This window comes from Aurantimicrobium minutum, from assembly GCF_002355535.1.
Taxonomy (GTDB): Bacteria; Actinomycetota; Actinomycetes; order Actinomycetales; family Microbacteriaceae; genus Aurantimicrobium; species Aurantimicrobium minutum.
Genome location: NZ_AP017457.1, coordinates 1,371,284 through 1,395,064 on the forward strand (window position 1 = coordinate 1,371,284; position 23,781 = coordinate 1,395,064).

Here is a 23,781-nt window from a genome sequence, read left to right on the forward strand (position 1 = left end):
ATCCTAATTCTTGGAAACAAAATCGAATCGTTCGTGACGAAGTGCTTCAACTTCAGCCTCAACGATGTGTTCAAGCGGGCGATCAACTGCCCAGCTCAGCAACTGCTCAGCCATGAGAGGGTTACGCACCAAACAGGGTCCGTGGAAATAGGTTCCGATGACCCTGCCATTGATAGCGCCTTCGGTGCCATCACCATTTCCAATGCCGTGGGTAACGGTTGCGAGCGGGCGAACATCAGAACCAAGGTGAGTGTGACCACCATGGTTTTCATAGCCGGTGAATGCTTGGGACAAACCTGCCGGGGCGAACTCACTGGGGATGGCGATCATTTCTCCCACAGCACGCCTCTCCAAACGATCTGTGGTGACATCCAGCAGACCCATCCCTTGAGAAGGTTTGCCTTCGGCGTCAAGGAATGTGTGGCCCAAAATTTGGTATCCGGCACAGATAGCAAAGACTGATGCGCCATTCTTCACACCCTCGGCGAGCGCACCGCTGGCGTGCAGCGCAGCTGCGGCAGCGGACTGCGCGGTATCTTCCCCACCACCAAGAACATAGATGTCTGCGTTATGCGGAACTGTTTGGCCGGGAGAAATCTCGAGAATCTCAACAGCTATCTCATGCAGGCCGGCAATGTGCTTGAGGGCAGCCACATTGCCACCATCACCATAGGTTCCCAACAGGGTGGGATAGATCGAAGCAATCTTCACGCTCTTGCTCATGCATCCACCTCACCCTCAAGAGCTCCCACACGAATCTTTTGGAATGCCGTGTAGGTTGCTGCGCAGTCGATGACGGCCAGCTCACGAACAGAGGCAGGCAGATCGGCATCTGAGGCAAAAGGATCCTCCACAACCAGAGCATCAACGCCCGCGTGCAGGAGTCGAACAGCAAGATCTCGTCGACGATTACCTGATGCAATAACGGTGCGCCCCGCTAAACGTTCAAAGGGAACATCCCACAACCAGGATGGATCCTGCCCGTCCGCATGATTGGAATTAATCATGATGATCACAGGGGTTGGCGCCGGCGGCATGATGTCGAGAAGTTCGCTCCACCCCGCAGGGTTCTTAGCCAGCAGAAGGCGAACTTTGAGTGCACCTGATTTCACGATGGCATAGCGACCTGAAACTGCCGCCACACTCGACATGAGTTGCACCGCTTTGTCGAGGTCAACCTTGAGCACACTGCACGCTGCAAGTGCCATGGTTGCATTTGAGGCATTAAAGCGACCCGGCAGATTCAGTTGTGACAGGTCATATTTCTTGCCCTGCGGCGAGACCGCCGTTGCCTGATGCTTTCCGGCGGAGGCCGTCCACTCGAAAACCCAATCGGGAGTTGGGCGACTGCGTCCACACCCTGAACAGTTCCATGACTTTTCGTCACGGGTGAGCAACGTTCCACACTCAGGACAGACAGAAGAATCTGCGGTCCAGGCTTGGCCTGCAGCAACCCACACAATGTTCTTTGCCTTCTCTGCAGCAAAAACAATCATGGGATCATCCGCGTTAGCGATGATGAGAACCTCAGGGTTCTGCTCAATCATTTTGCGCCACTTGCGAGCCAGCATGGCCACTTCACTCATCCGGTCCAGCTGGTCACGGCTGAGATTACCCAAGAGCACAACCTTGGATTGAGTCTCTTTCACGATGCGGGGCAGGTAAGCCTCGTCCACTTCGAGAACAGCCTGAGCACCTGGCTCACCTGTTGCCAAAGCCCACACGGCACCTTCGGTCATATTGGCACCGGTCGTTGGAGAAGCTACCGGTCCGCCTTGACTCAGTGCAGTGGCAAGTAATCGTGTAGTGGAGGTCTTTCCATTTGTTGCTGAAACGAGAGCAGCAACACGTCCCTGGGAGAGATGTTCAAGAGCATGAGGAGATATTTTGAGGGCAACTTTGCCGCCAATAATCATTCCCTCACCACGGCCAGCAAGCCTCGATGTGGCGGCTGCAAGTTTTCCTGCAGAAATCGCCAGACGGGTTCGCAGGGGCGTATTCACCTCTCCACTTTATAAGCTCATCTCATGGACAACTTGGACCGTCGCATCATTGATCAATTGCGTCAGAACTCTCGAGCCGCCTATGGAGACATTGGAAGCGTCATTGGGCTCTCTGCTTCAGCCGTCAAACGTCGTGTCGATCGCTTGATCACTGACGGAGTTATTCGTGGATTCACAATCCACGTTGATCCTTCAGTTGAGGGTCTGGAGACCGAGGCCTATGTGGAATTGTTCTGCCGTGGCACGGTTGCACCCGATGAGCTTCGCCGACTCCTCGAAGGAGTTCCAGATGTCGTCGATGCGGGTACCGTCTCTGGAAGCGCTGACGCGATTGTGCACATGCGTAGTCACAATATTGCAAGCCTCGAAGATGCCCTGGAAGCTGTGCGCAACGCCCCAAACGTGGACCACACGAGAACTTCTATCGTGATGTCGCGGCTCATTTATCGCGAATAGTTTGTTCCCAAACGTCCCCGCTAGGCTGGAGGAATGAGCAAAGAAGCCTATGACGTCGTTATCGTTGGCGGGGGTCACAACGGCCTGACCGCCGCCGCCTATTTAGCTAAGACCGGACGGTCTGTTCTTGTGCTGGAGCGAAGTGACCACGTCGGTGGTGCTGCAATCTCCGCTGAGGCATTTGAGGGCATTGATGCCCGGCTCTCCCGATACAGCTACCTGGTGAGTCTTCTGCCCCAAAAGATCATTGATGATCTTGGACTGGATGTGAAACTCATTCGCCGCCGCTACTCTTCCTACACTCCTGTGCCCGCAAACCCTGAACTGGGTTTACTTGTCGATAACCAGGATTCTTCTGCGACAGCGTCCTCGTTCTCTCGCATTGGTGAAGCAGAAGATGCTGCCGGCTTTGAAGCGTTTTATGCCAAGACAATTGAGTTAGCCAAGGCGCTGTGGCCCACAGTGACTGAGCCTCTCGTCACTCGCTCAGAAGCCAAGCAACTCCTGGGCAACGACGTCGTGTGGGATGAATTTATCGAACGCCCACTGGGTGAAGTTATCGAACGTGACATTAAGGGCGACATTGCTCGTGGTGTTGCTTACACTGACGGCATTATCGGAACCTTCGCCGCACCACACGATGCCGGCCTGGATCAAAACCGCTGCTTCTTGTATCACGTGATCGGCGGCACCACCGGCGACTGGGATGTGCCGGTAGGCGGCATGGGTGCTGTCTCGGGTGAGATAGCACGCGCCGCACGCCAGGCAGGTGCAACCCTGCTCACTGAAGCGGAAGTAACTGCAATTGCTCCAGCCGAATCAATTGGTGACCTCAGTTCTGTGTTCTACACCAAGGACGGTCAGGCACACGAAGTCAGCACTCCCTGGGTTCTCGCTAATGTCTCCCCTTGGGTTCTTGCTCAATTGCTCGGCGAAGAACTGGCACCTGAGAAGCGCCCGGAGGGCGCTCAAGTTAAAGTCAATTTGTTGCTCAAGCGACTTCCCAAACTGGCGGACCCAACTGTTACACCTGAGCAGGCTTTCGGCGGAACCTTCCACATCAACGAAACATACGGCCAACTGCAGAAAGCTTTCGAAGAAGCCTCTGCGGGCAAGGTTCCGTCAACCATGCCGTGTGAAATCTATTGCCACTCGCTCAGTGATCCCAGCATTTTAGGTCCAGAGCTGCGTGCTTCAGGAGCACAGACACTGACTGTGTTTGGTATTCACGCGCCACACTCTCTGGTCAACCGTGAGAACAATGATGCCGTTCGAGCACAGCTACAAGAAGCAGTATTGCGCTCACTCAACAGCGTGCTCGCTGAGCCCATCGAAGACGTGCTCATGCGCGATGCCAATGGCAACCTCTGTGTTGAAACCAAGACCACACTTGATCTCGAAGATGCCCTCAACATGACCGGTGGAAACATTTTCCACGGCCTGCTCTCCTGGCCCTGGGTTGAAGATGGGGATGACCTTTCCACTCCCGCTAAGCGTTGGGGTGTCGCAACCGAGTACCCAAGTGTTCTGTTGTGTGGTTCAGGTGCTCGTCGCGGTGGTGCTGTGTCCGGTATTGGTGGCCACAACGCTGCCATGGCTGTTCTCGAAAGTAACTAGTACTGCCCATGCCTCCCATTGAGAACCTAATTGCGTTCAGCATTGCTGCGCTGGTGATCATTTTGATCCCGGGCCCCTCCGTGATGTTCGCGGTCGGGCGCTCTCTTGCCCTGGGCAAGGGCGCCGGTGTTCTGACGGTTGTCGGAAATGCGATAGGTACCTCAGTCTGGTTAATTGCAGTTGTTCTGGGCTTGGGCGCAATTGTTGCCAGTTCAGAGTTCCTGTTCTATGGCATCAAATACTTGGGTGCGGCCTATCTTGCTTATCTCGGCATCCAAGCGTTCCGCCACCGAAAAGACCACGGCTTTGATATTGACGCCAGTGGCCCGCAGCAATCCAAACTCAAGACATTGCGTGAAGGATTCTTGGTGGGGATTAGTAACCCCAAAACCATGGTGTTCTTCACAGCTGTACTTCCGGGCTTTGTGGATGTGAAGCAAGGCAATGTCATGCTGCAATTGCTCATCTTGGGGCTGATCTTCGAAATCATTGGTGTCTTGAGTGACTCGATGTATGCCATTGGGGCTGGTTTGGCGCGCGACTGGTTTGCCAAAGACCCCAAGCGTTTAGCTATTGTTCAGGGCACCGGAGGCATCCTGATTATTGGCTTGGCTATCTGGGTAGCCTTCTTCGACACTCTTTAGTCAAGAAGTAGAGCAGGCTCTTCGACCACGCTGGCCACGTCAGCCAAGAAGCGGCTGGCCACGTCACCATCAACCACGCGGTGGTCAAAGCTGGCACCCAAGGTGGTGACGAAACGTGGACGAACCTCACCGTCAACAACCCACGGCTTTTGCTTGATTGTTCCCAGGGCAAGAATGCCCACTTCGCCTGGGTTCAAGATGGGGGTTCCAGTGTCCATGCCGAACACACCAATGTTGGTCACGGTGATTGTTCCACCAGCCATGTCAGCAGGGGAGGTCTTACCGTCACGAGCATCCAGGGTGAGCTTCTCGAGAGCTTGAGCGAGCTCAAGAAGGCTCATCTCTTGAGAGTCTTTAACGTTGGGAACAATGAGACCACGCGGTGTGGCAGCAGCAACACCTAAGTTCACATAGCGGTGAACAATAATCTCTTTGTCGGTCCAGGTGGAGTTCACGGTGGGGTTACGTCGCACTGCCCAGATGATGGCCTTGGCCAGAATCAGCAGTGGCGACACCTTCACACCTGCAAAGTCAGGAGAGTTCTTCAAACGCTTGACGAACTCCATCGTGCGGGTGGCATCAACATCAACGAAGACGGAGACGTGTGGAGCAGTGAATGCGCTCTGAACCATCGCCGTGGCGATGGCTTTGCGCACGCCCTTAACGGGGATGCGCTCTTCGCGCTCTTCAGGCCATTCAGGAGTTTGAATGTTGCGGAAAACGGATGCTTGTGAAGCGTGGCGAATCACGTCATCGCGGGTGATTTCTCCAGCAATACCGGTTGCCTGAACCTCTGCGAGGTTCACATCTAGGTCCTTGGCCAGCTTGCGAATAGGTGGCTTCGCAATGACCGGAACGGCTTCCGTCACAGGCAAAGAAGCGGGACGCTTAGCAACAGGAGCAGGTGCTACCGCCTGTGGCGCGGGAGTCACAACAGCAGGTGCTGCCGGAGGGGTTGGTGCGGGTGCGTTTCCGCCACGGCGACGGCGCGTGGCGGCGTGGCCGCCAACCCCGTAACCGACGAGAACACTTCCGGAGGCTTCGTCCTTTGCATCCTTGGCGCCATCCATCTCGCTGTCAGCGGTGACGAACACTTCGTTCGCCATCGCTGCCTGAGCGAGGGTGGGAGTGGGCGCGGTCAGCATGGAGTCGCCGGCAGAAGAAATGGTGATGATGGCGGTGCCAACCTCGACGGTTTCTCCCTCTTGTGCAAGCAGTTCACTGACCTGACCCTCATAAGGACTAGGCAGTTCAACTAGGGACTTGGCCGTCTCAATCTCAACCAAGATGTCATTGATGGCGACGGAGTCGCCAGGCTTGACCTTCCAGGAAACAATTTCTGCCTCTGTGAGGCCTTCACCCACGTCCGGGAGATAGAACTTAGATACCGTCATCTGGTCACTCCTAGTAACTCAGCACTCGGTCGACAGCGTCGAGGACGCGGTCCGAGTCGGGCAGGTAGATGGCCTCGAGCTTTGCTGGAGGGAAGGGGGTGTCGAAACCGGTCACGCGCAACACGGGTGCTTCAAGAGAGTAGAAGGCCTTCTCTGTGATGGTGGCAGCAACCTCGGAAGCCAGGCTCACATTGCCGGGGGCTTCCTGAGCAATCACACAACGACCGGTCTTGCGAACAGATTCCAAAACGGGCGCGTAATCAATCGGTGAAAGTGAGCGCAGGTCGATTACTTCCAAGCTCATGCCTTCCTGGGCAGCGACCTCTGCTGCTTGCAGCAGAACGCTGACCATAGCTCCATGACCAACAACGGTCACGTCGGTTCCTTGGCGCACGACTCGTGATGCATGCAGCGGGAAGTTTGATGCTGAGGTGTCAACATCTGCCTTGGGCCAATAACGGCTCATCGGCTCGAAGAAAATCACAGGGTCGTTGGACTGGATAGATTCTTGAATCATCCAATAGGCATCGTGAGGATTGCTGGGGCTGACCACGCGCAAACCTGCGGTGTGCAAGAAGTATGCCTCGTTGCTTTCCTGGTGGTGCTCCACAGCTCCAATGTGACCGCCGTAAGGAATACGAATCACGACCGGGAACTGCATGGCGCCCTCGTGACGGTTAGTGAGCTTCGCCAGTTGGCTGGTGATCTGGTCGAATGCGGGATACACAAATCCGTTGAACTGAATCTCAACAACAGGGCGGTAGCCACGCATGGCCAATCCAATTGCTGTGCCCACGATTCCGGATTCAGCGAGCGGGGTATCGAGGACGCGGTTTGCACCGAATTCCTGCTTGAGTCCTTCGGTGACACGGAAGACACCACCGAGGGTTCCAATGTCTTCACCCATCATGATGACCTTGGGGTCATTGAGCATGGCCTGACGCAGACCCAGGTTAATGGCCTTACCTAATGGAAGGTTTTCAATAGCCACTAGTGACCACCTCCCTGCTCGTCTAAGGATGCTTCATAGGCAGCCAGCCACGCGCTTTGCTCTGCAGTGACCGGGTGTGGGTCAGTGTAGACATGGGTGAACATGCTGGCAGGTTCAGGATTAGGAAGCTCGATGGTGCGGCGGCGAATATCGCTAGCGAAGTCAGCTGCCTCCTGGTGAACTTCATCAAAGAAGGACTGGGGTGCACCAGCGTTGCGCAGGAATGCTTCCAAACGGCTGATGGGGTCGCGGGCGATCCAAGAATCCAGCTCCGCATCGGTGCGGTATTTGGTGGGATCATCACTCGAGGTGTGTGCGCCAATGCGGTAGGTGTGTGCCTCAATCAGGCTTGGACCTTTACCGCTGCGGGCATCATCGAGCTGCTTGGCTGTTACCGCGTAGCTCGCAAAGACGTCATTACCGTCCACCTGAACGCCAGGGATGCCGAAGCCTTCACCGCGCTTGTACAGCGGAACACGTGCTTGAGTGCTGACCGGGACCGAGATAGCCCAGTGGTTGTTTTGCACAAAGAACACCTGAGGAGTTTGATAGCTGGCAGCGAAGACAAAGGCTTCGCTGACGTCACCCTGGCTTGTGGCGCCGTCACCAAAGTACACAATGACTGCCTGGTCGGTGTCGGGGTTTCCGGTGTTGGTGGTGCCATCAAAGTTGATGCCCATGCCGTATCCGGTGGCATGCAGTGCCTGAGAACCAATCACGAGGGTATAAATGTGGAAGTTCTTGTAGGCAGGGTTGGTGGGATCCCAGCCGCCGTGCGTCAATCCGCGAAGAACACGGATGATGTCTAAGACATCAATGCCACGAATCATGCCGATGGCATGCTCGCGGTAAGCAGGGAAAATGTGGTCTTGGTCTTTGGTGGCGTGAGCTGAACCAACCTGTGCACCCTCTTGACCGTGGCTTGGAACCCATAACGCGAGTTGTCCCTGTCGTTGCAGGTTGGTTGCTTCAGTATCGAAACGACGAATGACAACCATGTCGCGGTAGAACTTGCGGTGATCAGCCTCAGTCAGTCGCTGAAAGTAAGGCATGAACTCTTCAGCGCTCTCGCTGGGAGCAAAGTTACCTTCGGGCGTGAGGAACTGCACCATGGGATCTAAAGTCTCATCGGCCATGTACCCAATCTATCCCGTCTCAGGGGTCCTAACTGGTAGGTCTTCTACAATCTCTTGCCAAAACCCTAGGAGCTACTCACTAAATCGGAGAACTGAGAGAATAAGAGCATGAAGTCTTTTTCTCTTTCTGTCGTGATCAACGCGATTGCGCTCTGGCTGACCACTGTCTTGCTGCCCGAGAACCTCTGGATCATTCCCCGTGACCAACAGGCGATTGGTCATATTCTCACCTTGGCTTTTGTTGCCATTGTTTTCGGTTTTGTCAACGGAACTGTGGGTCGAGTACTTCGTTTCCTCGCATTCCCACTGTTTATCTTGACCCTCGGATTTATGGCCTTGGTTGTCAACGGTCTTCTTTTGATGTTTGTTGCTTGGTTGACTCAAGTCTTCGGATTTGGTTACGGCCTCGAGGTCGCTGGCTTCTGGGCTGGCTTCTGGGCTGCCCTAGTCCTCTCGATCATCAGCTGGCTTCTCGGACTTATTCTGCGTCCAGCAGCTAAGGCTTAATTTCTTTCACTGCACACGGTCACCACGAAATGTGGTGACCGTTGCTGTTCCACGCATGTGCTGGGATAGCCGGTGCTGTTGTGTAGATAGTTTGTTGTCGGTGCTTCGGTCCATGACCGCACCTGTCTCGATGTAGCGGGAAAGGTTGTGTGCTGGTAGCACTTGATCCCTGGGTGCACTCGTACCCGAATACAGAGAACGCCTCACAGTGAGATGTGTAGCCACTGCCACCGGCGCAGCAACGCCACTGAGGGATGGAATGACGTCTTCACTATGTTCGACTGACACAACATGAACATCTTCCGGAATCTCAATATGGTGCAGTGGTGCTCCCACCGTCACCACATCACTGACTCGATACTTCCCTGAGGCTGCCAGCTGTGCTGCAATCAATCCGCCCTGAGAGTGGCCTACAAGAATGACATTGTCGCTAGCGGTGATTCCGGCTTCTCGCATTGCTAAAACTGCGGCACGATAACTTCCCGAATCCAGCTGTGCAATCGAGTGCATATTGCTGGTCATGTCCCACGGTTCACTACCTGGTTCAACACCAGCATCAATGGTTCCGCCGAGATACACCACATAGCCGCTGTCATAGCGTTCGATGCGGATTTGTTCGGCGCCGTCCTCGGCTCGAGGTATTCGTGAAATAACGTCCTGATATCCCTGCGGTGCCGATACGGTGAATTGTGACACTTCGCGAACTCGCACTGGAGTCTCTTGCAAGGTCCCTGTCCCAATAAGACCTAACCCGGCAATGACTCCTGTGGCTACAGCATCTTCACCAGAAAAGATTCCATCTCGAGATGGTTTGGGCAACCCAACAACCCCTGCCACGAAATCATCGGTACCCGAGACAAGATGTGCAGTTGCTGTCACGACTAACGAAGCACTCAATACCTGCCCTGAGTCAGGCAATCTCTTCTCGAACTGAGTCAGAAATCCGTCATAGGCACTTACAGGTGCAATGCGTCGTGCTGCAGCCAATCCCAGCACGATAGCCACGCCACCAATAATGGCGGGGCCATAGGCAGCCACCAGAGCCGGCATTGCTCGGCCAAGGTTCCACAACAGCGTGGAACTGATTTCTTCCGTGACGCCGCGAAGATATAACTCCCGTTGGGCATACTGCCTAGAACCCTCAGCAGCTTTAGCTGCGAGATCTTTTACTCGGCGAGCGCACTGAGAAGTTCGATGAAAACAGCCTTGCAATGATGCAGAGGTGTAGGAGGAGGGAAGTACCCGGGAAAGGGCCTGCTCAAGTTCTGCTACCCGAGCGTGCAATCTGGCGGAGAGATCATCGAGGATGACGGTGTCTACTGCAGTGCTGGTGCTCGTTCGCATCATCCTGGATGCTCCAGTGCAGCAAGGATCTCCCACTTCGCCTGACGTAACTCAGAAATGATGTCCTCAACCTGAGCGTCATAGGCGACTCTGGCGCTTCCCCACCACAGTGGATCGGGAACACCGTTGTGGAGGGTATGAATACTGGCGTCAATGGTGGCTACGAGGTCCTGCCAGATCATGCGTGTCTGGGGTGGCAGGGTGAGCGGTATGAAGTCGTCGGGCACGGGAACTACTGTGCTGGAACAATGCTGTGGCACAACTGTCTCATGGTGTTTCTGTGGAAAGGATTGCCGCGCTCTGCCTGTGAAGGGATGTCCTAAATGTTTGGGAGAATAGAGGTATGACGCTTCCTCCTCAGGTTCTTAGCCCGCTCGATGGTCGATACCACGCAGTTGTTTCCCCATTGGGTGAATACCTCTCTGAGGCAGGGCTCAACCGTGCACGTGTAACCGTGGAAGTGGAATGGTTGATTTATCTCACCGACCACAGCATGTTTGGCACGAGCCCCTTGAGCGCAGCAAACATAGCCGCTCTGCGTGCACTTGTGACTGACTTTGGACAAGCAGAGATTGATGAGCTTGCTCGTCTCGAAGCCACAACTCGTCACGATGTTAAAGCAGTTGAATATTTGGTTCGTGCGAAGCTTTCCGAGCTTGGTTTAGATCACATTGCAGAGCTGACCCACTTTGCGTGCACGAGTGAAGACATCAACAACCTCTCTTATGCCCTCATTGTCCGCGACGCCACCAAGAACATTTGGCTTCCTGCGCTGAGCTCCGTCATCGCTCGCTTGCGGGAACTCTCAGTTGACTATCGCGACGAAGCGATGTTGGCGAAGACCCACGGTCAACCTGCAACCCCCACCACCATGGGTAAAGAACTTGCGGTGTTTGTGTACCGTCTTGAGCGTATTCAGAAGCAGATTGAGCACTCTGAATACTTGGGTAAGTTCTCTGGCGCAACCGGAACTTTCTCCGCTCACCTTGCAGCAGACCCTGCAGCAAACTGGCCACAGATCTCTGAAGAGTTCGTCACTGGATTGGGTCTGACCTGGAACCCGCTGACTACTCAGATTGAATCTCACGACTGGCAAGCTGAGCTGTACACCAAGATTTCACACGCAAACCGCGTCGTTCACAACCTGGCCACAGACATCTGGACCTATATCTCGATGGGCTACTTCCGCCAGATTCCTCAAGCAGGTGCGACCGGTTCATCAACCATGCCTCACAAAATCAACCCGATTCGTTTCGAGAACGCCGAAGCAAACCTCGAGCTCTCCTGCGCAATCTTGGATTCCCTCTCTGCCACCTTGGTGACCAGCCGTCTTCAGCGTGACCTCACCGACTCCACCACCCAGCGCAACGTGGGTGTGGGTTTCGGTCACTCCCTGTTGGCTCTGGATAACATCCGTCGTGGACTGAGCGAAATCGATCTTGATCCCCAAGCCCTGGCTTATGACCTCGACACCAACTGGGAAATCTTGGGCGAAGCTATCCAGACTGTGATTCGTGCAGAAGTTGCTGCAGGTCGCTCCACCATCTCTGACCCCTACGCTCTGCTCAAGGAACTCACTCGCGGCAAGCGCATTGGTCGTGACGACCTCATTGCGTTTGTTTCCGAGCTCGAGATTGGTGACGAAGCTAAGGCCCGCCTGCTGGAACTCACTCCTGCCGGATACGTTGGCTTAGCATCACAGCTGGTAGATCGCCTGAACTAATCCCGGCCGTGGGGCCGTGTGAGCTTGCCCCGTGGACCATAGGTCACACTGGCTATTGGTGACTCGAGTGCGCACATCTCCTTGCGTCCGAACCACGAAATTCGATGCCGTGCAACGTATCGATACAGCGCATCACGCCAGGGTCTCGGAATGATTCTTGCCATCGTGGCAAGCACGTGCCAGCGCTTGGGCAACACGTCGGCAAGCGCGAGAACAGCAGTGCTTTCTTGAAGAACGAGACCATCCCTGATCACCACAACCGAATCAAAGTCTGTGATTGCGGCCGCCTGAAGCAGCTCGGCGCCCCAGTCAGATTCGCCCGGAACAATGCTGATGTTCTCAGCTGTGAGTATGTCAGCGGGGATTCGTTTTCCCAACCATTCGATCAGTCCCACACACAGTGCGCAGTCACCATCGATGAGGACAATCATCACTATCCCTCGAGGGGCTGGCCGAGAGACTCGACCCGTCCCATAAACCGTTCAACATCAGGATCAACAATGACATCAGAAGGGCGCAAAGGCCGAGAGAGGTACAAACCCTCAAGAGAGGTGATTCGACTGAGGGCAACATACGTTTGTCCAGGTGCAAAAGCCCGAGAACCCATATCAATCAGTGCGCGGTCATAGGTTTGACCCTGTGCCTTGTGAATTGTGACCGCCCAGGCGAGCCGTAGCGGGAACTGTGTGAATTCTGCAACCACATCACGGCTGAGCTCATCGGTACTTTGCTTGTAGGAGTATTTGTATCTCTCCCAGGTCACGGGATGAACCTCATGTTCAACGCCGGCAACGGAGACAAAAACAGTATCTGTGATTTTGGTGACGGTACCAACCGTGCCATTCACCCAGCGGCCCTCACTGTCATTTTGCAAAAACATCACTTGAGCGCCGAGCTTGAGTTCCAAATCCTCATCGGCGGGGAATGCGTTCGCAGCAAAATCTCCATTGATGTCTGCAGCAGCAACTTTCTTTTTCCCTGGCAGCTTGGCTAACTGTTCTGCGTTGATGGCATTCACGCGGGCATTGGTGGTGGCCAAGATAATGATGTCTTCACCCTCTGGAACAGGTCTGTTTCCTGCGGCATTGAGTGCAGCTCCCAAAGAGGGTGTCACCGTTCCGTGACGGACGGCGTTCAACATTTCTTTGAACGCATCGTCACGCTGACGGTGAATCTCGGTGAGTTCAATAATGCGCAGTGGGGTGTCTTGCCACACAGCCGCATCAAAGAACCAGTTCGAGGCATAGCGGGCTTGAAGGTATTCCTTCTCTTCGGGGGTGCGCGGTGGAACGGGAGAAAGTTGGTAGGGGTCACCAAACATTATGACTTGCACGCCACCGAAGCTTTCCTTCTTGCGGTGACGAGCTTCACGCAGTGCACGATCTATCGCATCCATGATGTCGGCGTTGACCATCGATACTTCATCGATCACAAGGGTGTCGATGGCGTTCAAAATCTTGCGCTGGTCAGGACCGTGGTTCAGATCCAAAGAACCAATCAATCCTGTGGGCAGGCGAAAGAGGGAGTGAATTGTTTGGCCGCCGACATTCAGAGCGGCCACTCCTGTGGGAGCACACACAGCAATAGTTTTCTCTGTTGTGTATGCCAAATGATTAAGCAGAGTGGACTTGCCTGTTCCTGCTCGCCCCGTGATGAACACATGCTCTCGAGTTTCCTCGATGAGCTTAAACACCTCCTGCTGTTGCGGCGACAAGGAGACGGTGTTCACTCCCCAAGTTTACTCGCCGCTGCCGGGGCAGGACGTGGCCCCCAGCCGCGGTTTGTAGGATGAAGAAGTGAAATTGAGCAAACGCCAAGGCGTAATTTTAGGTGGTGCCACTGCCCTCTTGCTCATCCTCACTTTCTTCATTGGTGTAGGAATCAACAACGCTCTCTTTAGTGCTTCGGGTTTTGTGAACCAATACCTGTCCGCTCTTGCTCGACATGATGCTGCCTCGGCGCTTTCCATGCCCGGAGTTGCAGATTCTCTACCTGAAGACGTTGATAAGACCTTGTTGCGCGGCACTGCTTTAGGTCAACTCAGTGATATCTCCATCACCGATGTTCAAGGCAATGACGAGAAGACTACTGTCACCGCGAGCTACACCCTCGGGGGAAAGAAGACGTCGGGGACTTTTGTTCTCACCCGACTAGGAAACACGTTTGGTGTGTTCGAGTCCTGGGCATTTGCAGAACCGCCCCTTGCCAGAGCCAAAGTCTCTGTTTGGCATGATGCTGCCTTTAGTGTGGGGGATTCGGGACAGATTGATCTGCGTTCAACGCCTACAGGCAAGGACGCAACGGTGTGGGGTGGAACAGGAACCTTTGTTCTATTTGCTCCAGGCAACTATGTCTTTGATCACACCTCAACCTGGCTGACGGCGAAAAAGGTTGTGCTTGATGTGGCCAGCCCGGGAGAGACAGCTGAAGTTGTTGTCGACGTACAGGCAAATAAAGCATTCAATAAGCGCGTGCAAAAAGAAGTCAACGACTACCTCGACGAGTGTGTGAAACAGCAAGTGCTGCAGCCCACTGGTTGTCCTTTTGGATACCAAACAGGTAACCGCATCGTTGGGGAACCCAGCTGGGAAGTTGTGGAATACCCCGTGATTGATGTCCAGCCCGGTGAGACAACATGGCAGGTCACGAATGCCGTGGGAAAGATGCGCATCACTGGTGAAGTGCAGTCCCTTTATGACGGATCCATAACCCCGCTTGATCAAACAGTAGATGCGGTCATCAACATCAGCATCACTATTCGAAGCGATGGCAATCTTGCCATCGTGTTGACCTAGCTCTGCTGCGCATCCCGCTGTGCTTGGCGGGCGAGCATCTCATTGTAAGCCTTGAGTTCTGCATCGTCGGTGCGCTCAGCTTGACGGTCTTTCCGCTTAGCTTCTCTAGCATCTGAGCGGAACCACTGGTATCCGATGATGAGCGAGAGGATCATGTTTGGAATTTCACCGACGCTCCACGCAATTGCACCACCGGCTTGCTGGTCTTCTAGCGGTGTTGAGCCCCAGGTTCGACCCATGGCGCCATACCAATCGGCCAGGAGCAAGTTCTCGCTCGACATCACGCCCAAGCCAAAGAAGGCATGCACCGTCATGGCAGCAAGAAGCTGAATCAGGCGGAAGGGGTAGGGGAATCGCGTCTTGACCGGGTCAATACCGATCAGGGACTGCACGAACAGATATCCAGCTAGCAGGAAGTGAACAATCATCCACTCGTGGCCGATGTGGTCGCTGGTTGCCCAACGGAAGATGGGGGTGTAGTAGAACAGCCACAACGAGCCGACAAAATTCACGGTGGCAAACAGCGGGTGGGAGATTACGTTGGCATAACCGGAGTGCACTGCTTTGAGAATCCACTCACGGCCGCCTCGGGAATCGTCCTGACGTTTGTCAATGGCACGCATAGCCAGTGTGACCGGAGCACCTGGAACCAGCAATATGGGAACCATCATTCCCAATGCCATGTGTGCACCCATGTGAGCTGAGAAGAGATACATCTCGTAGGCGTTGATGCCACCACTGGTGATGTAGAACAACAGGAGCAAACCTGAAACCCACAACACTGCGCGATACCAAGGCCATTTGTCGCCTCGTTTGTGCAGGCGGTAGACCCCAACCAGATAGAAGAAGATGCCGAATCCACAGACCAACATCCAGATGAGGTCTATGCGCCATTCGGTGAAGAGTCGTTCAAAAGTGAATTCTGGTGGAAGCGGCTCTCCGGTCAGAATCTCTGCTGGTGTGGGGTTGGGGTTCAACACCTGATCAACTGGTGTGGGAGTACGTGCCAATCCGGCTGCTATTCCGGAGGCAATACCCATGACAACTAACTCGATGGCAATAAACCACCAGAACATTTTTTGAACAGCGGCCCCGGTCATGCGTTTGACTAAGAAGCCGCGCTGCCAGAATCCGAACACTCCCAAGGCAGTCATGGCGGCAACCTTGGCAAGGACGAGCTGCCCATAGGCGGTTCCAAAAAGGTTGTCGAGTGTTCCCACGCGCAGCATCGCATTGGCCACACCAGAGACGGCCACAACGATAAAGGCAATGATGGCCAGCGTGGAGAAGCGTGCAACGATGATCTGGAGTCGTTCGGGCTCAATGATTCCGCGCAACAACACAAGCGTGACCACGCCACCGAGCCAGACCGAGACAAACACGAGGTGGAGACCCATTGACGTAATGGCCATCGCGTGGCCTGAGACACCCGCTGCGTGACCTTGCAGCGCCATGGGAACCAAGGTTCCCACCGCTGCCAGTCCCACAAAGAAGAGAGCGGTCTGGTTTGTCACCGCAATACACAGCACCGCAACAAACGCCGCCACGATAGTGGTGATCAACCATGCTTGGCCTAAGGCAATCTCGGTGAGGAAGAACCCGAGTTGATTACCGAACTTGTCATCGAGTGAGAAGGGCATCGCGCTGACGTTGAGGAAGGTCAGGAATGCTGTAGCAGCTGAAGCAAGTGTCAAAACCAGCGCTGCAGCGGCAGCGATATCGATGCTGCGAAAGTAGGCCCGTTCCCGCGAGGCGAAAGCCCACAGCGCGAGGGCTAGAGAACCAATGAGTGTGGCCGCAGAAAGATTGACGGCAAGCTTGGCAATCGGCAACCCGATTCGAACAACATCACCGGGGTCCCCCAGCGCTTGTGTGCGGGAACCTCCCCCGAAAGACAGGGCAATCAAGAGTGCGATGAATGCAACCAGCAGCGCGAGTGCTGGTGCAGCAATCTTGAACAATCTAGACACAAGTCAAGCCTAGAGATTATTGCTGAAGGTTAAATGCATAGTGGGTGTGGACCCGAAGGCCCACACCCACCTAAGCGAGTAAAACTCGTGACTACTTGACAGCAGCCTTGAGCTTGCTACCAGCCGAGACCTTGACAGACTTGGAAGCTGCGATCTGGATGGTTGCGCCGGTCTGAGGGTTACGACCGGTGCGAGCTGCACGGTTGGTGCGCTCGAAGGAGATGAAGCCAGGGATGGTTACCTTTCCACCCTTAGCAACTTCAGCAGAAACAACTGCGAAGAGAGCGTCGATAACGCCGTTGACGTTTGCCTGTGAAAGGTTGGTGTGAGCGGCAACTGCTGCGACAACCTCAGACTTGTTGAGAGCCATTTGTGTCCTCCTGGACTTTGAGCTACCGAAGTAGCGCTTTGTTTGGAACGGTTGAGCCACAAGGGCCGTCTCGTTTGGTCTGTCTGACCATTCGAAAAAGTATCAGCACTTCCGCGTGTTTACGCGGAATTCGCTCCGGCGTGGCACGAGAACACTTGAAGTGATGGTTGAAGGTTTGAAATGGGCTTAAAACAGTGCTGGCCTCGAACTGTATGAAGTTCGAGGCCAGCAGAGTTAAGGCGTGGATTACCAGCTTGACTTGGTGATACCGGGCAGTTCGCCACGGTGAGCCATTTCGCGGAAACGCACACGAGAGATACCGAACTTGGTGAGAACACCACGGGGACGGCCATCGATAGCGTCACGGCTGCGAACACGGATTGGAGAAGCGTTACGAGGAAGCTTCTGCAGTCCGAGACGAGCTGCTTCGCGGGACTCAGGGGTACCGTTGGGGTCAACCAGAGCCTTCTTGAGTTCGAGACGCTTTGCAGCGTAACGCTCAACTACTACCTTGCGCTGCTCGTTACGAGCAATCTTGCTTTTCTTAGCCATTTAGCGCTCCTCACGGAATTCAACGTGCTGACGCACTACGGGGTCGTACTTCTTGAGTACAAGACGGTCGGGGGTGTTGCGGCGGTTCTTGCGAGTTACGTAGGTGTAACCAGTTCCCGCGGTAGAGCGCAGCTTGATAATGGGACGTACGTCCTGTGCTTTAGCCATTAGATCTTCTCCCCACGAGCGAGAAGGTCCTTGACCACGGACTCAATGCCACGTGCGTCAATAACCTTGATTCCCTTAGCCGACAGAGTCAGCGTTACATTACGACGAAGAGAAGGTACGTAGTACGTCTTCTTCTGAATGTTGGGATCGAAACGACGCTTGGTGCGTCGGTGCGAGTGTGAAATGTTGTGCCCAAAGCCGGGTACGGCTCCGGTCACCTGACAGGTCGCAGCCATGTCTATCCTCCTAATACCGCAAGACGGGATTGTCTTGCCCAAGATTCCTTGTCTGCACACGAACACCCCCCAACTCACGAAGGGAGAGAGAACGTGCACTGCATACGCGAGGAATTCCGCGCAGCCAATGGTCAAGTCTACGTTGAGGCTGGTTGTTAAAGCAAACTCACTGAGGTCAACTTCCGCGACACTAAGCCAAAGTTGGCCATAGTGGCGGCTCTAGGAACACTTCTGACAGAGCCCAAAAACATCCACCACGTGACGTGGCTGAGTAAATCCGTGGTCGGCAGCTACTTTCGCTGCCCACGACTCCACGGCTTCAGCTTCGATCTCTTCGGTGTGACCACACTGTCGGCAAATTAGGTGATGGTGATGTCCATCACTCGAGCATGCGCGATAGAGGTTTTCTCCATCGGGTGACTGGAGGGCATCTGCCTCATCGCTCGAGACGAGATCTGTCAGTGCACGGTAGACCGTAGCCAAACCAATCGGTGAGCCTTCTGCTTTGAGTTCCGAGTGGAGTTTCTGTGCGCTGATGAAATCTCCGCGTTCATTCAATGCGGTTCTGACGGCTTCACGTTGCCAGGTGTTGCGTTTCATGCTGCTGCTCCCACAATTGCAGGGCGACGCATGGTGAATGTTCCCCATGCGATAAAGAAGATGGCGGCAGAAACCAGGGCAATGCTGGCGCCGGCACTGACTCCAGCCCACCGAGAAATAAGAAGACCACTGACTCCAGCACACACTCCGAGTGTGGGCGAGAGCCACAGCATCACCACAATTTTGTCGGTGAAATACCTGGCCGCTGCGGCCGGAGCAGCAATGAGGGCGATAGCCAAGATTGCTCCGGCGGCGGGAATAGCAGCAACGACCGCAACTGTGGTGATCATGAGCAAAGCGGCGTCCATCAGCCACGGCTTTGCTCCCGTTGCTGCATAGCTTTCAGCGTCGAAGAGGTAGAAGAGTATCTGCTTCCCCCAAATCAGCAATGCCACAATCACCGCGAAGAGTGCTGCTGCCGCAACAATTGCGTCGAGCCACGTGGCCGAAAGAATTGATCCGAAAAGGAAGGTATCTATCTGGATAGGGATGCTGGGGTTCAGGGCTTGCAGGAGAACTCCCGCAGCGAAGCCGGCAGTGAGCATCACACCCGAGGCTGCTTGGGTTCCTTGACCACGAATACGACTGAGGAATGTCAAGATCACAGCCAAGCTCACGCAGGCGATTAGTGCACCGAGCTGCAAACTGGCACCCAAAATGGTCGCGATGACAGCGCCGGGGAACGTTGCGTGAGTGAGAGCTTGGGCAAAAAGCACACGCTTGCGCAAGACAACGAGTACTCCGGCGAGGCCCGCGAGCGCGCCAATCAGCACAATAACAATGAGGGCACGTTCAAAATAACTCATGCGTTGACCCCTCTTCGCAGGACGCGAGCAATCAATGCGATGGCATACAACCCAACAAAGCTCAGAGCCACCGTTGCTCCGGCAGGAACATCAACTCCACCAACGACAGAGATATTGAATCCGATGGACAGTCCTAGCCAGGAGGCAAGCAATGCTGAACCGATGGCGACGATGAAGATGCCACCAAGTTTGCTCGAGACCAATCGTGACAGTGCCCCGGGCACAATCAGCACGGCGAGGACGAGAAGGTTCCCCACAGCATTGGACGCCGCAACAATCACTAATGCAATGGCAACATTTAAGACCAGCTCGGTGCTGACCCGGCGATAGCCGGCTGCAGCGCTGCCTTCGGGGTCAAACGCGCGAAACACTTGCCTGCGAAAGGTGAGTAACACGAGCAGCAAGGCAAACGCTGCGACTGCAGCTGTGGTGAGTGCCTCGGTATCGGTGACCGTGAGCAGGTGACCAAACAGCAACTGTTCCAACCCACCTGCACGACCAGGCGATGCGGACACGATAATCACACCGATACTAAACATCGCGGTGAGCACGATGGCGGTGGTGGCATCTGAGGTCACTCGATTGTTGCTCATCAGGGTGAGCACAATCGTTGCGGCAGCTGCTGCGACGAGTGCACCAATGATGACTCCACCCTGACCGGCAAAGACAAAGCCCGCGGCAAGGCCAGGAAACACAGCATGTGTCAGTCCGTCACTGAGGAATTCCAGTCCGCGCAAGTTGATAAAGACACCAATGACACCTGCGGCAATACTCAACACCATAAGCACCAGCAAAGCCCTGCCCATGAAGGGCAAAGTGAATGCAGTGGTGAAGGAGTCGAGCAGGTTCACTGTTAGTGGCCTTCGTGTCCAGGGACGACCACGGTGTGCTCATCAATTTCAACCTGGAAGTCGGCGAAGACTTCTTGCAGGTTGGCCAAGGTGAGAACTTCTTCTTTGGGGCCAAAGGCTACCTGACGACCGTTGACAAACAGTACGGTGTCGCAAACTTCACGAGCGAGATCCAAATCGTGAGTGGTCACGATGATCGCTACACCCGCTGCCTTGAGTTGACGCAGAGTCTGCATCAACGCATCACGGTTGGGCTGATCAAGTCCATTAAAGGGTTCGTCCAACAGCAGCAGTCCTGGCTCTGACGCTAGGGCACGGGCGAGGAATCCACGTTGTTGCTGTCCGCCCGAGAGGGAACCAAAACGCTTGTTGGCCACATTGGTCAACCCCACGCTAGCGATAGCTTTGCGAACCGCTGCCCTGTCCGAACTGGAGGGAAAGCGAAACAATCCCAGCTTGCGATAGCGCCCCATCATGACAACCTGCTTGAGGGTCACCGGGAATTCAGGGTCAATGTGTTCTGTCTGTGGGAGGTATCCGATGCCTTCGGTTTTTCCCAAGCCCATCGTCCCTTCCACAAGTGGAATGAGTCCCAACACTCCTTTGAGCAGGGTTGACTTACCTGAACCATTGGGTCCAATCAGGGCCATGGCTTCACCGGGCTTGACCGTGATTGTGACATCTGTCAGCGCCGGGGTTGTGCCATAGCTGAAGGCACCTCCAGTGATGGTGAGTGCATCATTGGTGACGATAGGAATCGGGCGCGTTCGTGGACTCATGAGGTTAGCTCCGCGGGAACGGGAAGCACAGGGTATCCCCAAGCTTCCATCAGCTTGGTCACATTATGAATAGTGGCTTTGATGTAGGTTTCCCCTTCAGAACCGGCAACACCGAGAGAATCTGAATAGAGCGCATCTTCACCTGAATACACCTTCACGCCAGCTTCTGTGCCAATAGTTTCTGCCAGCTTGGGTGAGATAGAGCTTTCTGAAAAGACTGCCGTTGCCCCGGACTCTTTAATGAGAGCAATGAGAGCATCAAGTTCGGCAGCGCTTGGTTCAGCATTGTCGTCGAAGCTGGGGATGATGGAACCGAGGAAAGTAATCCCATATGCATCAACAAAGTAGGTAAATGCGTCGTGGTTGGTAACCAGCAGTCGTTGTGCCTCGGGAACCTGGGCAAAGTTCGCCACAATCCACTCATCCAAGATGGTCAGTTGTTGGTTATACGCAGTGGCATTTGCTTCAAAGGATGCCTTCATCTGGTCTGTCACCTCTGGCAGGGCAGTCAGTCCTGCTGCGATGTTCGAGACCATCACTTCCGCGTTGGCAGGGGACGTCCACACATGCGGATCGCCCTCTCCGTGGTTGTGCTCATCTTCAGCATGCCCCGCGTGATCTTCTTCAGATTCACCCGCAGCCAGCAGTTCGATTCCGGTTGAGGCGTCGATGATCTCGCCTTGGAAGTTAGCTGCATCTAGGGCGTCTTGCAACCAAGGCTCAAGGTCTGCGCCGTTCATCACAACAGCATCAGCTTGAGAGAGCTGCAACAGCTGTTTAGCCGATGGGTCAAAAGAGTGAGCGCTCTGATTGGGCTGGATTAGTCCGGTGACGGTTCCTTCAGAGCCAACTATGGTGCTGGTGAATTCAGTGACCTGCGTTGTTGTTGCAACAATGCTTAGCCCGTCAGTGTTCTCGGTGGGTGCACTGCAGGCACTCAAACTCAGGGCGCCGAGTGCGAGGGCAATAAGAGCGGCTACTTTTTTCACCTAACCAAGCTATGTCTTATTGAGAATGATTGTCAATATGAATAGTGCGATGTTCGCCGAGGGCGCGTACCCTTATATACATGGCAGTTCCCAAAGTTCTTCTCTACTACGCATTCACCCCCATTTCTGACCCAGATGCAATTCGCCTCTGGCAGCGTGACCTGTGTGAAAGCTTGAACTTGCGTGGGCGCATCCTAATCTCCAAGCACGGCATCAACGGAACCGTGGGCGGAGACCTCGACAACGTCAAGATGTACCTGCGCAAAACAAAGGAATACCCCGGCTTCAAGAAGATGGATGCCAAGTGGAGTGACGGCACGGGGCTTGACGAAAACGGCCTGAGCCTAGACTTCCCTAAGCTCAGCGTGAAGGCACGACCTGAGATTGTTGCCTTCGGAGTGCCCGACGAAATCGAAGTGAACAACCGCGGAATCGTTGGCGGCGGAAAGAAGCTCAAGCCTCACGAGCTCGACGCACTCGTTGCAGAACGTGGTGACGAAGTTCTGTTCTTTGACGGACGCAATGCGTGGGAAGCAGAGATTGGCCGTTTCAAGAACGCGATTGTTCCCGACGTGAAGACCACTCACGACTTTGTGCGTGAACTTGAAAGTGGCAAATACGACCACATCAAGGACAAGCCCATCGTCACCTACTGCACCGGCGGTATTCGCTGCGAAATCCTGACCCCCATCATGAAGGCCCGCGGTTTCAAGGAGATCTACCAAATCGATGGCGGCATCGTTCGCTATGGCGAAGCTCGCGGAAACCAGGGTCTGTGGGAAGGCTCGCTTTATGTCTTTGACAAGCGCATCACCATGGACTTCGCTCCTGACGTCAAACTCCTCGGCACCTGCACGAGCTGTGGAGCCAAGTCCAACCACATGGTCAACTGTGTCGACAAGTCCTGCCGCGAACAAATGGTTGTTTGCGAGGAATGTGCAGCCAAGCCCGTCTACTGTGACGAGCACGCCAACGTTAAGGCTTAGTTTTCAAGGCGTGGTCGACGAGAAGGTCGACCATTGATTCAATATTGATCTCATCAGCGATGGCATCAATACGCAACCCAAAAGAACGAGCATCCTTTGCTGTGCGAGGCCCAGTTGCAGCCGTGAAGGTCTTCTCCGGAATTTCGCCAATCTGAAGCGAGATTTGTTCTGCAACAGAACCCGACGTCACAAGAATGGCACTGAACTTTCCCTGGCGAACATCATTGATGACACCCTCGGACACATCAACACCGACTGAACGGTATGCCACCACAGAGTGAACGTCGTGGCCGATGCGAATCAGGCCTTCTGTCAAAACCGGAACTGCAATCTGAGAACGCAGAGTCAGAACACGAAGTGGAATCACGCCACCTGTTGCCGCAGTCCACTCTTCGAGCAAACCATGAGCGGTGTTCTCCTCACTGGGAGCTAGGTCCGCTTTGTAGCCAGCAGCCGCCAACGCGGTAGCCGTTGTTTCACCAACGCATGCCACCTTGGTGCTGGAAGGGATGACAGCCTGATGAGCTGAGAGAACATCGACTGTTGTTGCACTGGTTAACGTGACCCAGTCGAATTCACCGGCTGCTAATGACTTCAGCGCAGCTTCGAGAGCAGGAGCATCATCGGTTGGAGCAAAATTCACCATGGGTGCAATTACCGCTGATGCACCTTTAGCGCGGAGAGCTGATGCGACAGAGTCGCCCCAGGGTCCACCGCGAGGTACAAGGACGCGATGCCCATAAAGTGGGCGCGTCTCGATCGGAGAGGTAAATGACATCGCCTCTATTGTGCTCCTGTGTTGCTCCAGACGACAAACTGAAGAAACCGCTGACCGGCCATTAATGGCCAATCTGAAATCACATC

27 protein-coding genes are annotated in these 23,781 nt (G+C 54.6%); 7 read left to right on the forward strand and 20 right to left on the reverse strand.

Features of this window, described 5'->3' with window-relative positions; genetic code table 11:
* Nucleotides 1-3: 3 nt before the first annotated feature.
* Entirely contained in the window at nucleotides 4-723 is a 720-nt protein-coding gene (locus AUMI_RS06760; RefSeq protein ID WP_096382762.1) for a type 1 glutamine amidotransferase, read from the reverse strand.
* A complete protein-coding gene (locus tag AUMI_RS06765) occupies nucleotides 720-2,003 on the reverse strand; it encodes a Mur ligase family protein (protein ID WP_197702061.1) in 1,284 nt (427 codons plus the stop codon). Before AUMI_RS06765 ends, AUMI_RS06760 begins: the two co-directional genes overlap by 4 nt.
* Nucleotides 2,004-2,027: 24 nt before the next feature.
* On the opposite strand from AUMI_RS06765, the gene AUMI_RS06770 reads away from it, so the two are divergent.
* Genes AUMI_RS06770 through AUMI_RS06780 form a run of 3 tightly spaced genes read left to right on the forward strand, consistent with a single transcriptional unit; the run spans nucleotide 2,028 to nucleotide 4,720 of the window.
* Nucleotides 2,028-2,459, forward strand: coding sequence for an Lrp/AsnC family transcriptional regulator (locus tag AUMI_RS06770; protein WP_096382765.1), 432 nt, complete (start codon nucleotides 2,028-2,030; stop codon nucleotides 2,457-2,459).
* A gap of 33 nt (nucleotides 2,460-2,492) precedes the next feature.
* Nucleotides 2,493-4,076 carry a phytoene desaturase family protein gene (locus AUMI_RS06775; RefSeq protein ID WP_096382766.1) on the forward strand — a complete coding sequence of 528 codons (1,584 nt, stop codon included), beginning with the start codon at nucleotides 2,493-2,495 and terminating at the stop codon, nucleotides 4,074-4,076.
* A gap of 8 nt (nucleotides 4,077-4,084) precedes the next feature.
* Complete coding sequence (locus AUMI_RS06780) at nucleotides 4,085-4,720, forward strand: LysE family translocator (protein WP_096382769.1); 636 nt, start codon at nucleotides 4,085-4,087, stop codon at nucleotides 4,718-4,720.
* Here AUMI_RS06780 and AUMI_RS06785 read toward each other — a convergent pair.
* The 3 genes from AUMI_RS06785 to AUMI_RS06795 are packed head-to-tail and all read right to left on the reverse strand — an operon-like array spanning nucleotide 4,717 to nucleotide 8,241.
* Entirely contained in the window at nucleotides 4,717-6,114 is a 1,398-nt protein-coding gene (locus tag AUMI_RS06785; RefSeq protein ID WP_096382771.1) for a dihydrolipoamide acetyltransferase family protein, read from the reverse strand. The genes AUMI_RS06780 and AUMI_RS06785 overlap by 4 nt on opposite strands.
* A 10-nt stretch (nucleotides 6,115-6,124) precedes the next feature.
* On the reverse strand, nucleotides 6,125-7,048 hold the full coding sequence (locus AUMI_RS06790) for an alpha-ketoacid dehydrogenase subunit beta (protein ID WP_231951886.1): 924 nt from the start codon (nucleotides 7,046-7,048) through the stop codon (nucleotides 6,125-6,127).
* A 56-nt stretch (nucleotides 7,049-7,104) separates the two neighbouring features.
* The gene (locus tag AUMI_RS06795) at nucleotides 7,105-8,241 is read right to left on the reverse strand and encodes a thiamine pyrophosphate-dependent dehydrogenase E1 component subunit alpha (protein WP_096382775.1); all 1,137 of its coding nucleotides are present in this window, start codon (nucleotides 8,239-8,241) and stop codon (nucleotides 7,105-7,107) included.
* Between the two features lie 108 nt (nucleotides 8,242-8,349).
* Between AUMI_RS06795 and AUMI_RS06800 the strand changes: the two genes are divergently transcribed.
* Entirely contained in the window at nucleotides 8,350-8,748 is a 399-nt protein-coding gene (locus AUMI_RS06800; protein WP_096382778.1) for a phage holin family protein, read from the forward strand.
* A gap of 6 nt (nucleotides 8,749-8,754) precedes the next feature.
* Here the strand turns inward: AUMI_RS06800 and AUMI_RS06805 are convergent, their stop codons facing one another.
* Complete coding sequence (locus AUMI_RS06805) at nucleotides 8,755-10,095, reverse strand: alpha/beta fold hydrolase (RefSeq protein ID WP_096382780.1); 1,341 nt, start codon at nucleotides 10,093-10,095, stop codon at nucleotides 8,755-8,757.
* Nucleotides 10,092-10,319 (reverse strand): hypothetical protein, encoded by a 228-nt coding sequence (locus AUMI_RS06810; protein ID WP_148664064.1) that lies wholly within the window; start codon nucleotides 10,317-10,319, stop codon nucleotides 10,092-10,094. The genes AUMI_RS06805 and AUMI_RS06810 overlap by 4 nt, the downstream gene beginning before the upstream one ends.
* A gap of 116 nt (nucleotides 10,320-10,435) precedes the next feature.
* Here AUMI_RS06810 and purB point away from each other — a divergent pair, with 116 nt between their 5' ends.
* Nucleotides 10,436-11,815 carry an adenylosuccinate lyase gene (gene purB / locus AUMI_RS06815; RefSeq protein WP_096382785.1) on the forward strand — a complete coding sequence of 460 codons (1,380 nt, stop codon included), beginning with the start codon at nucleotides 10,436-10,438 and terminating at the stop codon, nucleotides 11,813-11,815.
* Here purB and AUMI_RS06820 read toward each other — a convergent pair.
* Both AUMI_RS06820 and AUMI_RS06825 read right to left on the reverse strand, forming a co-directional pair.
* Nucleotides 11,812-12,246 carry a thiol-disulfide oxidoreductase DCC family protein gene (locus AUMI_RS06820; protein WP_096382787.1) on the reverse strand — a complete coding sequence of 145 codons (435 nt, stop codon included), beginning with the start codon at nucleotides 12,244-12,246 and terminating at the stop codon, nucleotides 11,812-11,814. The genes purB and AUMI_RS06820 overlap by 4 nt on opposite strands.
* Nucleotides 12,247-12,248: 2 nt before the next feature.
* Entirely contained in the window at nucleotides 12,249-13,544 is a 1,296-nt protein-coding gene (locus AUMI_RS06825; RefSeq protein ID WP_096382790.1) for an ATP-dependent DNA helicase, read from the reverse strand.
* Nucleotides 13,545-13,617: 73 nt separating this feature from the next.
* Here AUMI_RS06825 and AUMI_RS06830 point away from each other — a divergent pair, with 73 nt between their 5' ends.
* Nucleotides 13,618-14,610, forward strand: a complete 993-nt coding sequence (locus AUMI_RS06830) for a hypothetical protein (RefSeq protein ID WP_148664065.1) — start codon at nucleotides 13,618-13,620, stop codon at nucleotides 14,608-14,610.
* On the opposite strand, the gene AUMI_RS06835 is transcribed toward AUMI_RS06830, so the two are convergent.
* The 10 genes from AUMI_RS06835 to AUMI_RS06880 form a co-directional block, all read right to left on the reverse strand.
* Entirely contained in the window at nucleotides 14,607-16,580 is a 1,974-nt protein-coding gene (locus tag AUMI_RS06835) for a bifunctional copper resistance protein CopD/cytochrome c oxidase assembly protein (protein WP_172418282.1), read from the reverse strand. The genes AUMI_RS06830 and AUMI_RS06835 overlap by 4 nt on opposite strands.
* Nucleotides 16,581-16,671: 91 nt before the next feature.
* On the reverse strand, nucleotides 16,672-16,950 hold the full coding sequence (locus AUMI_RS06840) for an HU family DNA-binding protein (protein ID WP_096382795.1): 279 nt from the start codon (nucleotides 16,948-16,950) through the stop codon (nucleotides 16,672-16,674).
* A 246-nt stretch (nucleotides 16,951-17,196) separates the two neighbouring features.
* Nucleotides 17,197-17,502, reverse strand: a complete 306-nt coding sequence (gene rpsN / locus AUMI_RS06845) for a 30S ribosomal protein S14 (protein WP_096382798.1) — start codon at nucleotides 17,500-17,502, stop codon at nucleotides 17,197-17,199.
* The gene (gene rpmG, locus AUMI_RS06850; RefSeq protein WP_096382799.1) at nucleotides 17,503-17,670 is read right to left on the reverse strand and encodes a 50S ribosomal protein L33; all 168 of its coding nucleotides are present in this window, start codon (nucleotides 17,668-17,670) and stop codon (nucleotides 17,503-17,505) included.
* Nucleotides 17,670-17,906 carry a 50S ribosomal protein L28 gene (rpmB, locus tag AUMI_RS06855; RefSeq protein ID WP_096382802.1) on the reverse strand — a complete coding sequence of 79 codons (237 nt, stop codon included), beginning with the start codon at nucleotides 17,904-17,906 and terminating at the stop codon, nucleotides 17,670-17,672. The genes rpmG and rpmB overlap by 1 nt, the downstream gene beginning before the upstream one ends.
* 219 nt (nucleotides 17,907-18,125) lie before the next feature.
* A complete protein-coding gene (locus tag AUMI_RS06860) occupies nucleotides 18,126-18,506 on the reverse strand; it encodes a Fur family transcriptional regulator (protein WP_096382803.1) in 381 nt (126 codons plus the stop codon).
* Complete coding sequence (locus AUMI_RS06865) at nucleotides 18,503-19,312, reverse strand: metal ABC transporter permease (protein ID WP_096382806.1); 810 nt, start codon at nucleotides 19,310-19,312, stop codon at nucleotides 18,503-18,505. Before AUMI_RS06865 ends, AUMI_RS06860 begins: the two co-directional genes overlap by 4 nt.
* A complete protein-coding gene (locus AUMI_RS06870; protein ID WP_096382808.1) occupies nucleotides 19,309-20,163 on the reverse strand; it encodes a metal ABC transporter permease in 855 nt (284 codons plus the stop codon). Before AUMI_RS06870 ends, AUMI_RS06865 begins: the two co-directional genes overlap by 4 nt.
* Nucleotides 20,164-20,165: 2 nt before the next feature.
* A complete protein-coding gene (locus AUMI_RS06875) occupies nucleotides 20,166-20,942 on the reverse strand; it encodes a metal ABC transporter ATP-binding protein (RefSeq protein ID WP_096382811.1) in 777 nt (258 codons plus the stop codon).
* A complete protein-coding gene (locus AUMI_RS06880; RefSeq protein WP_096382812.1) occupies nucleotides 20,939-21,931 on the reverse strand; it encodes a metal ABC transporter substrate-binding protein in 993 nt (330 codons plus the stop codon). The genes AUMI_RS06875 and AUMI_RS06880 overlap by 4 nt, the downstream gene beginning before the upstream one ends.
* Before the next feature lie 80 nt (nucleotides 21,932-22,011).
* Here AUMI_RS06880 and trhO point away from each other — a divergent pair, with 80 nt between their 5' ends.
* Nucleotides 22,012-22,917: an oxygen-dependent tRNA uridine(34) hydroxylase TrhO gene (gene trhO, locus AUMI_RS06885; RefSeq protein WP_096382815.1), complete on the forward strand. Its 906-nt coding sequence runs from the start codon at nucleotides 22,012-22,014 to the stop codon at nucleotides 22,915-22,917.
* On the opposite strand, the gene AUMI_RS06890 is transcribed toward trhO, so the two are convergent.
* Nucleotides 22,907-23,695, reverse strand: coding sequence for a uroporphyrinogen-III synthase (locus AUMI_RS06890; protein ID WP_096382818.1), 789 nt, complete (start codon nucleotides 23,693-23,695; stop codon nucleotides 22,907-22,909). The genes trhO and AUMI_RS06890 overlap by 11 nt on opposite strands.
* Nucleotides 23,696-23,781 lie beyond the last annotated feature (86 nt).

Excerpts from the sequence above, each read along its gene's own strand:
- AUMI_RS06780 (WP_096382769.1), top strand. The coding sequence starts at position 4,085 with ATGCCTCCCATTGAGAACCTAATTGCGTTCAGCATTGCTGCGCTGGTG.
- AUMI_RS06800 (WP_096382778.1), top strand. The coding sequence starts at position 8,350 with ATGAAGTCTTTTTCTCTTTCTGTCGTGATCAACGCGATTGCGCTCTGG.
- AUMI_RS06865 (WP_096382806.1), bottom strand. The coding sequence starts at position 19,312 with ATGAGTTATTTTGAACGTGCCCTCATTGTTATTGTGCTGATTGGCGCG.
- AUMI_RS06775 (WP_096382766.1), top strand. The coding sequence starts at position 2,493 with ATGAGCAAAGAAGCCTATGACGTCGTTATCGTTGGCGGGGGTCACAAC.
- AUMI_RS06760 (WP_096382762.1), bottom strand. The coding sequence starts at position 723 with ATGAGCAAGAGCGTGAAGATTGCTTCGATCTATCCCACCCTGTTGGGA.
- AUMI_RS06785 (WP_096382771.1), bottom strand. The coding sequence starts at position 6,114 with ATGACGGTATCTAAGTTCTATCTCCCGGACGTGGGTGAAGGCCTCACA.
- AUMI_RS06805 (WP_096382780.1), bottom strand. The coding sequence starts at position 10,095 with ATGATGCGAACGAGCACCAGCACTGCAGTAGACACCGTCATCCTCGAT.
- trhO (WP_096382815.1), top strand. The coding sequence starts at position 22,012 with ATGGCAGTTCCCAAAGTTCTTCTCTACTACGCATTCACCCCCATTTCT.
- AUMI_RS06875 (WP_096382811.1), bottom strand. The coding sequence starts at position 20,942 with ATGAGTCCACGAACGCGCCCGATTCCTATCGTCACCAATGATGCACTC.
- AUMI_RS06795 (WP_096382775.1), bottom strand. The coding sequence starts at position 8,241 with ATGGCCGATGAGACTTTAGATCCCATGGTGCAGTTCCTCACGCCCGAA.
- AUMI_RS06860 (WP_096382803.1), bottom strand. The coding sequence starts at position 18,506 with ATGAAACGCAACACCTGGCAACGTGAAGCCGTCAGAACCGCATTGAAT.
- AUMI_RS06790 (WP_231951886.1), bottom strand. The coding sequence starts at position 7,048 with ATGCTCAATGACCCCAAGGTCATCATGATGGGTGAAGACATTGGAACC.
- rpmG (WP_096382799.1), bottom strand. The coding sequence starts at position 17,670 with ATGGCTAAAGCACAGGACGTACGTCCCATTATCAAGCTGCGCTCTACC.
- purB (WP_096382785.1), top strand. The coding sequence starts at position 10,436 with ATGACGCTTCCTCCTCAGGTTCTTAGCCCGCTCGATGGTCGATACCAC.
- rpmB (WP_096382802.1), bottom strand. The coding sequence starts at position 17,906 with ATGGCTGCGACCTGTCAGGTGACCGGAGCCGTACCCGGCTTTGGGCAC.
- rpsN (WP_096382798.1), bottom strand. The coding sequence starts at position 17,502 with ATGGCTAAGAAAAGCAAGATTGCTCGTAACGAGCAGCGCAAGGTAGTA.
- AUMI_RS06840 (WP_096382795.1), bottom strand. The coding sequence starts at position 16,950 with ATGGCTCTCAACAAGTCTGAGGTTGTCGCAGCAGTTGCCGCTCACACC.
- AUMI_RS06820 (WP_096382787.1), bottom strand. The coding sequence starts at position 12,246 with ATGATTGTCCTCATCGATGGTGACTGCGCACTGTGTGTGGGACTGATC.
- AUMI_RS06770 (WP_096382765.1), top strand. The coding sequence starts at position 2,028 with ATGGACAACTTGGACCGTCGCATCATTGATCAATTGCGTCAGAACTCT.
- AUMI_RS06890 (WP_096382818.1), bottom strand. The coding sequence starts at position 23,695 with ATGTCATTTACCTCTCCGATCGAGACGCGCCCACTTTATGGGCATCGC.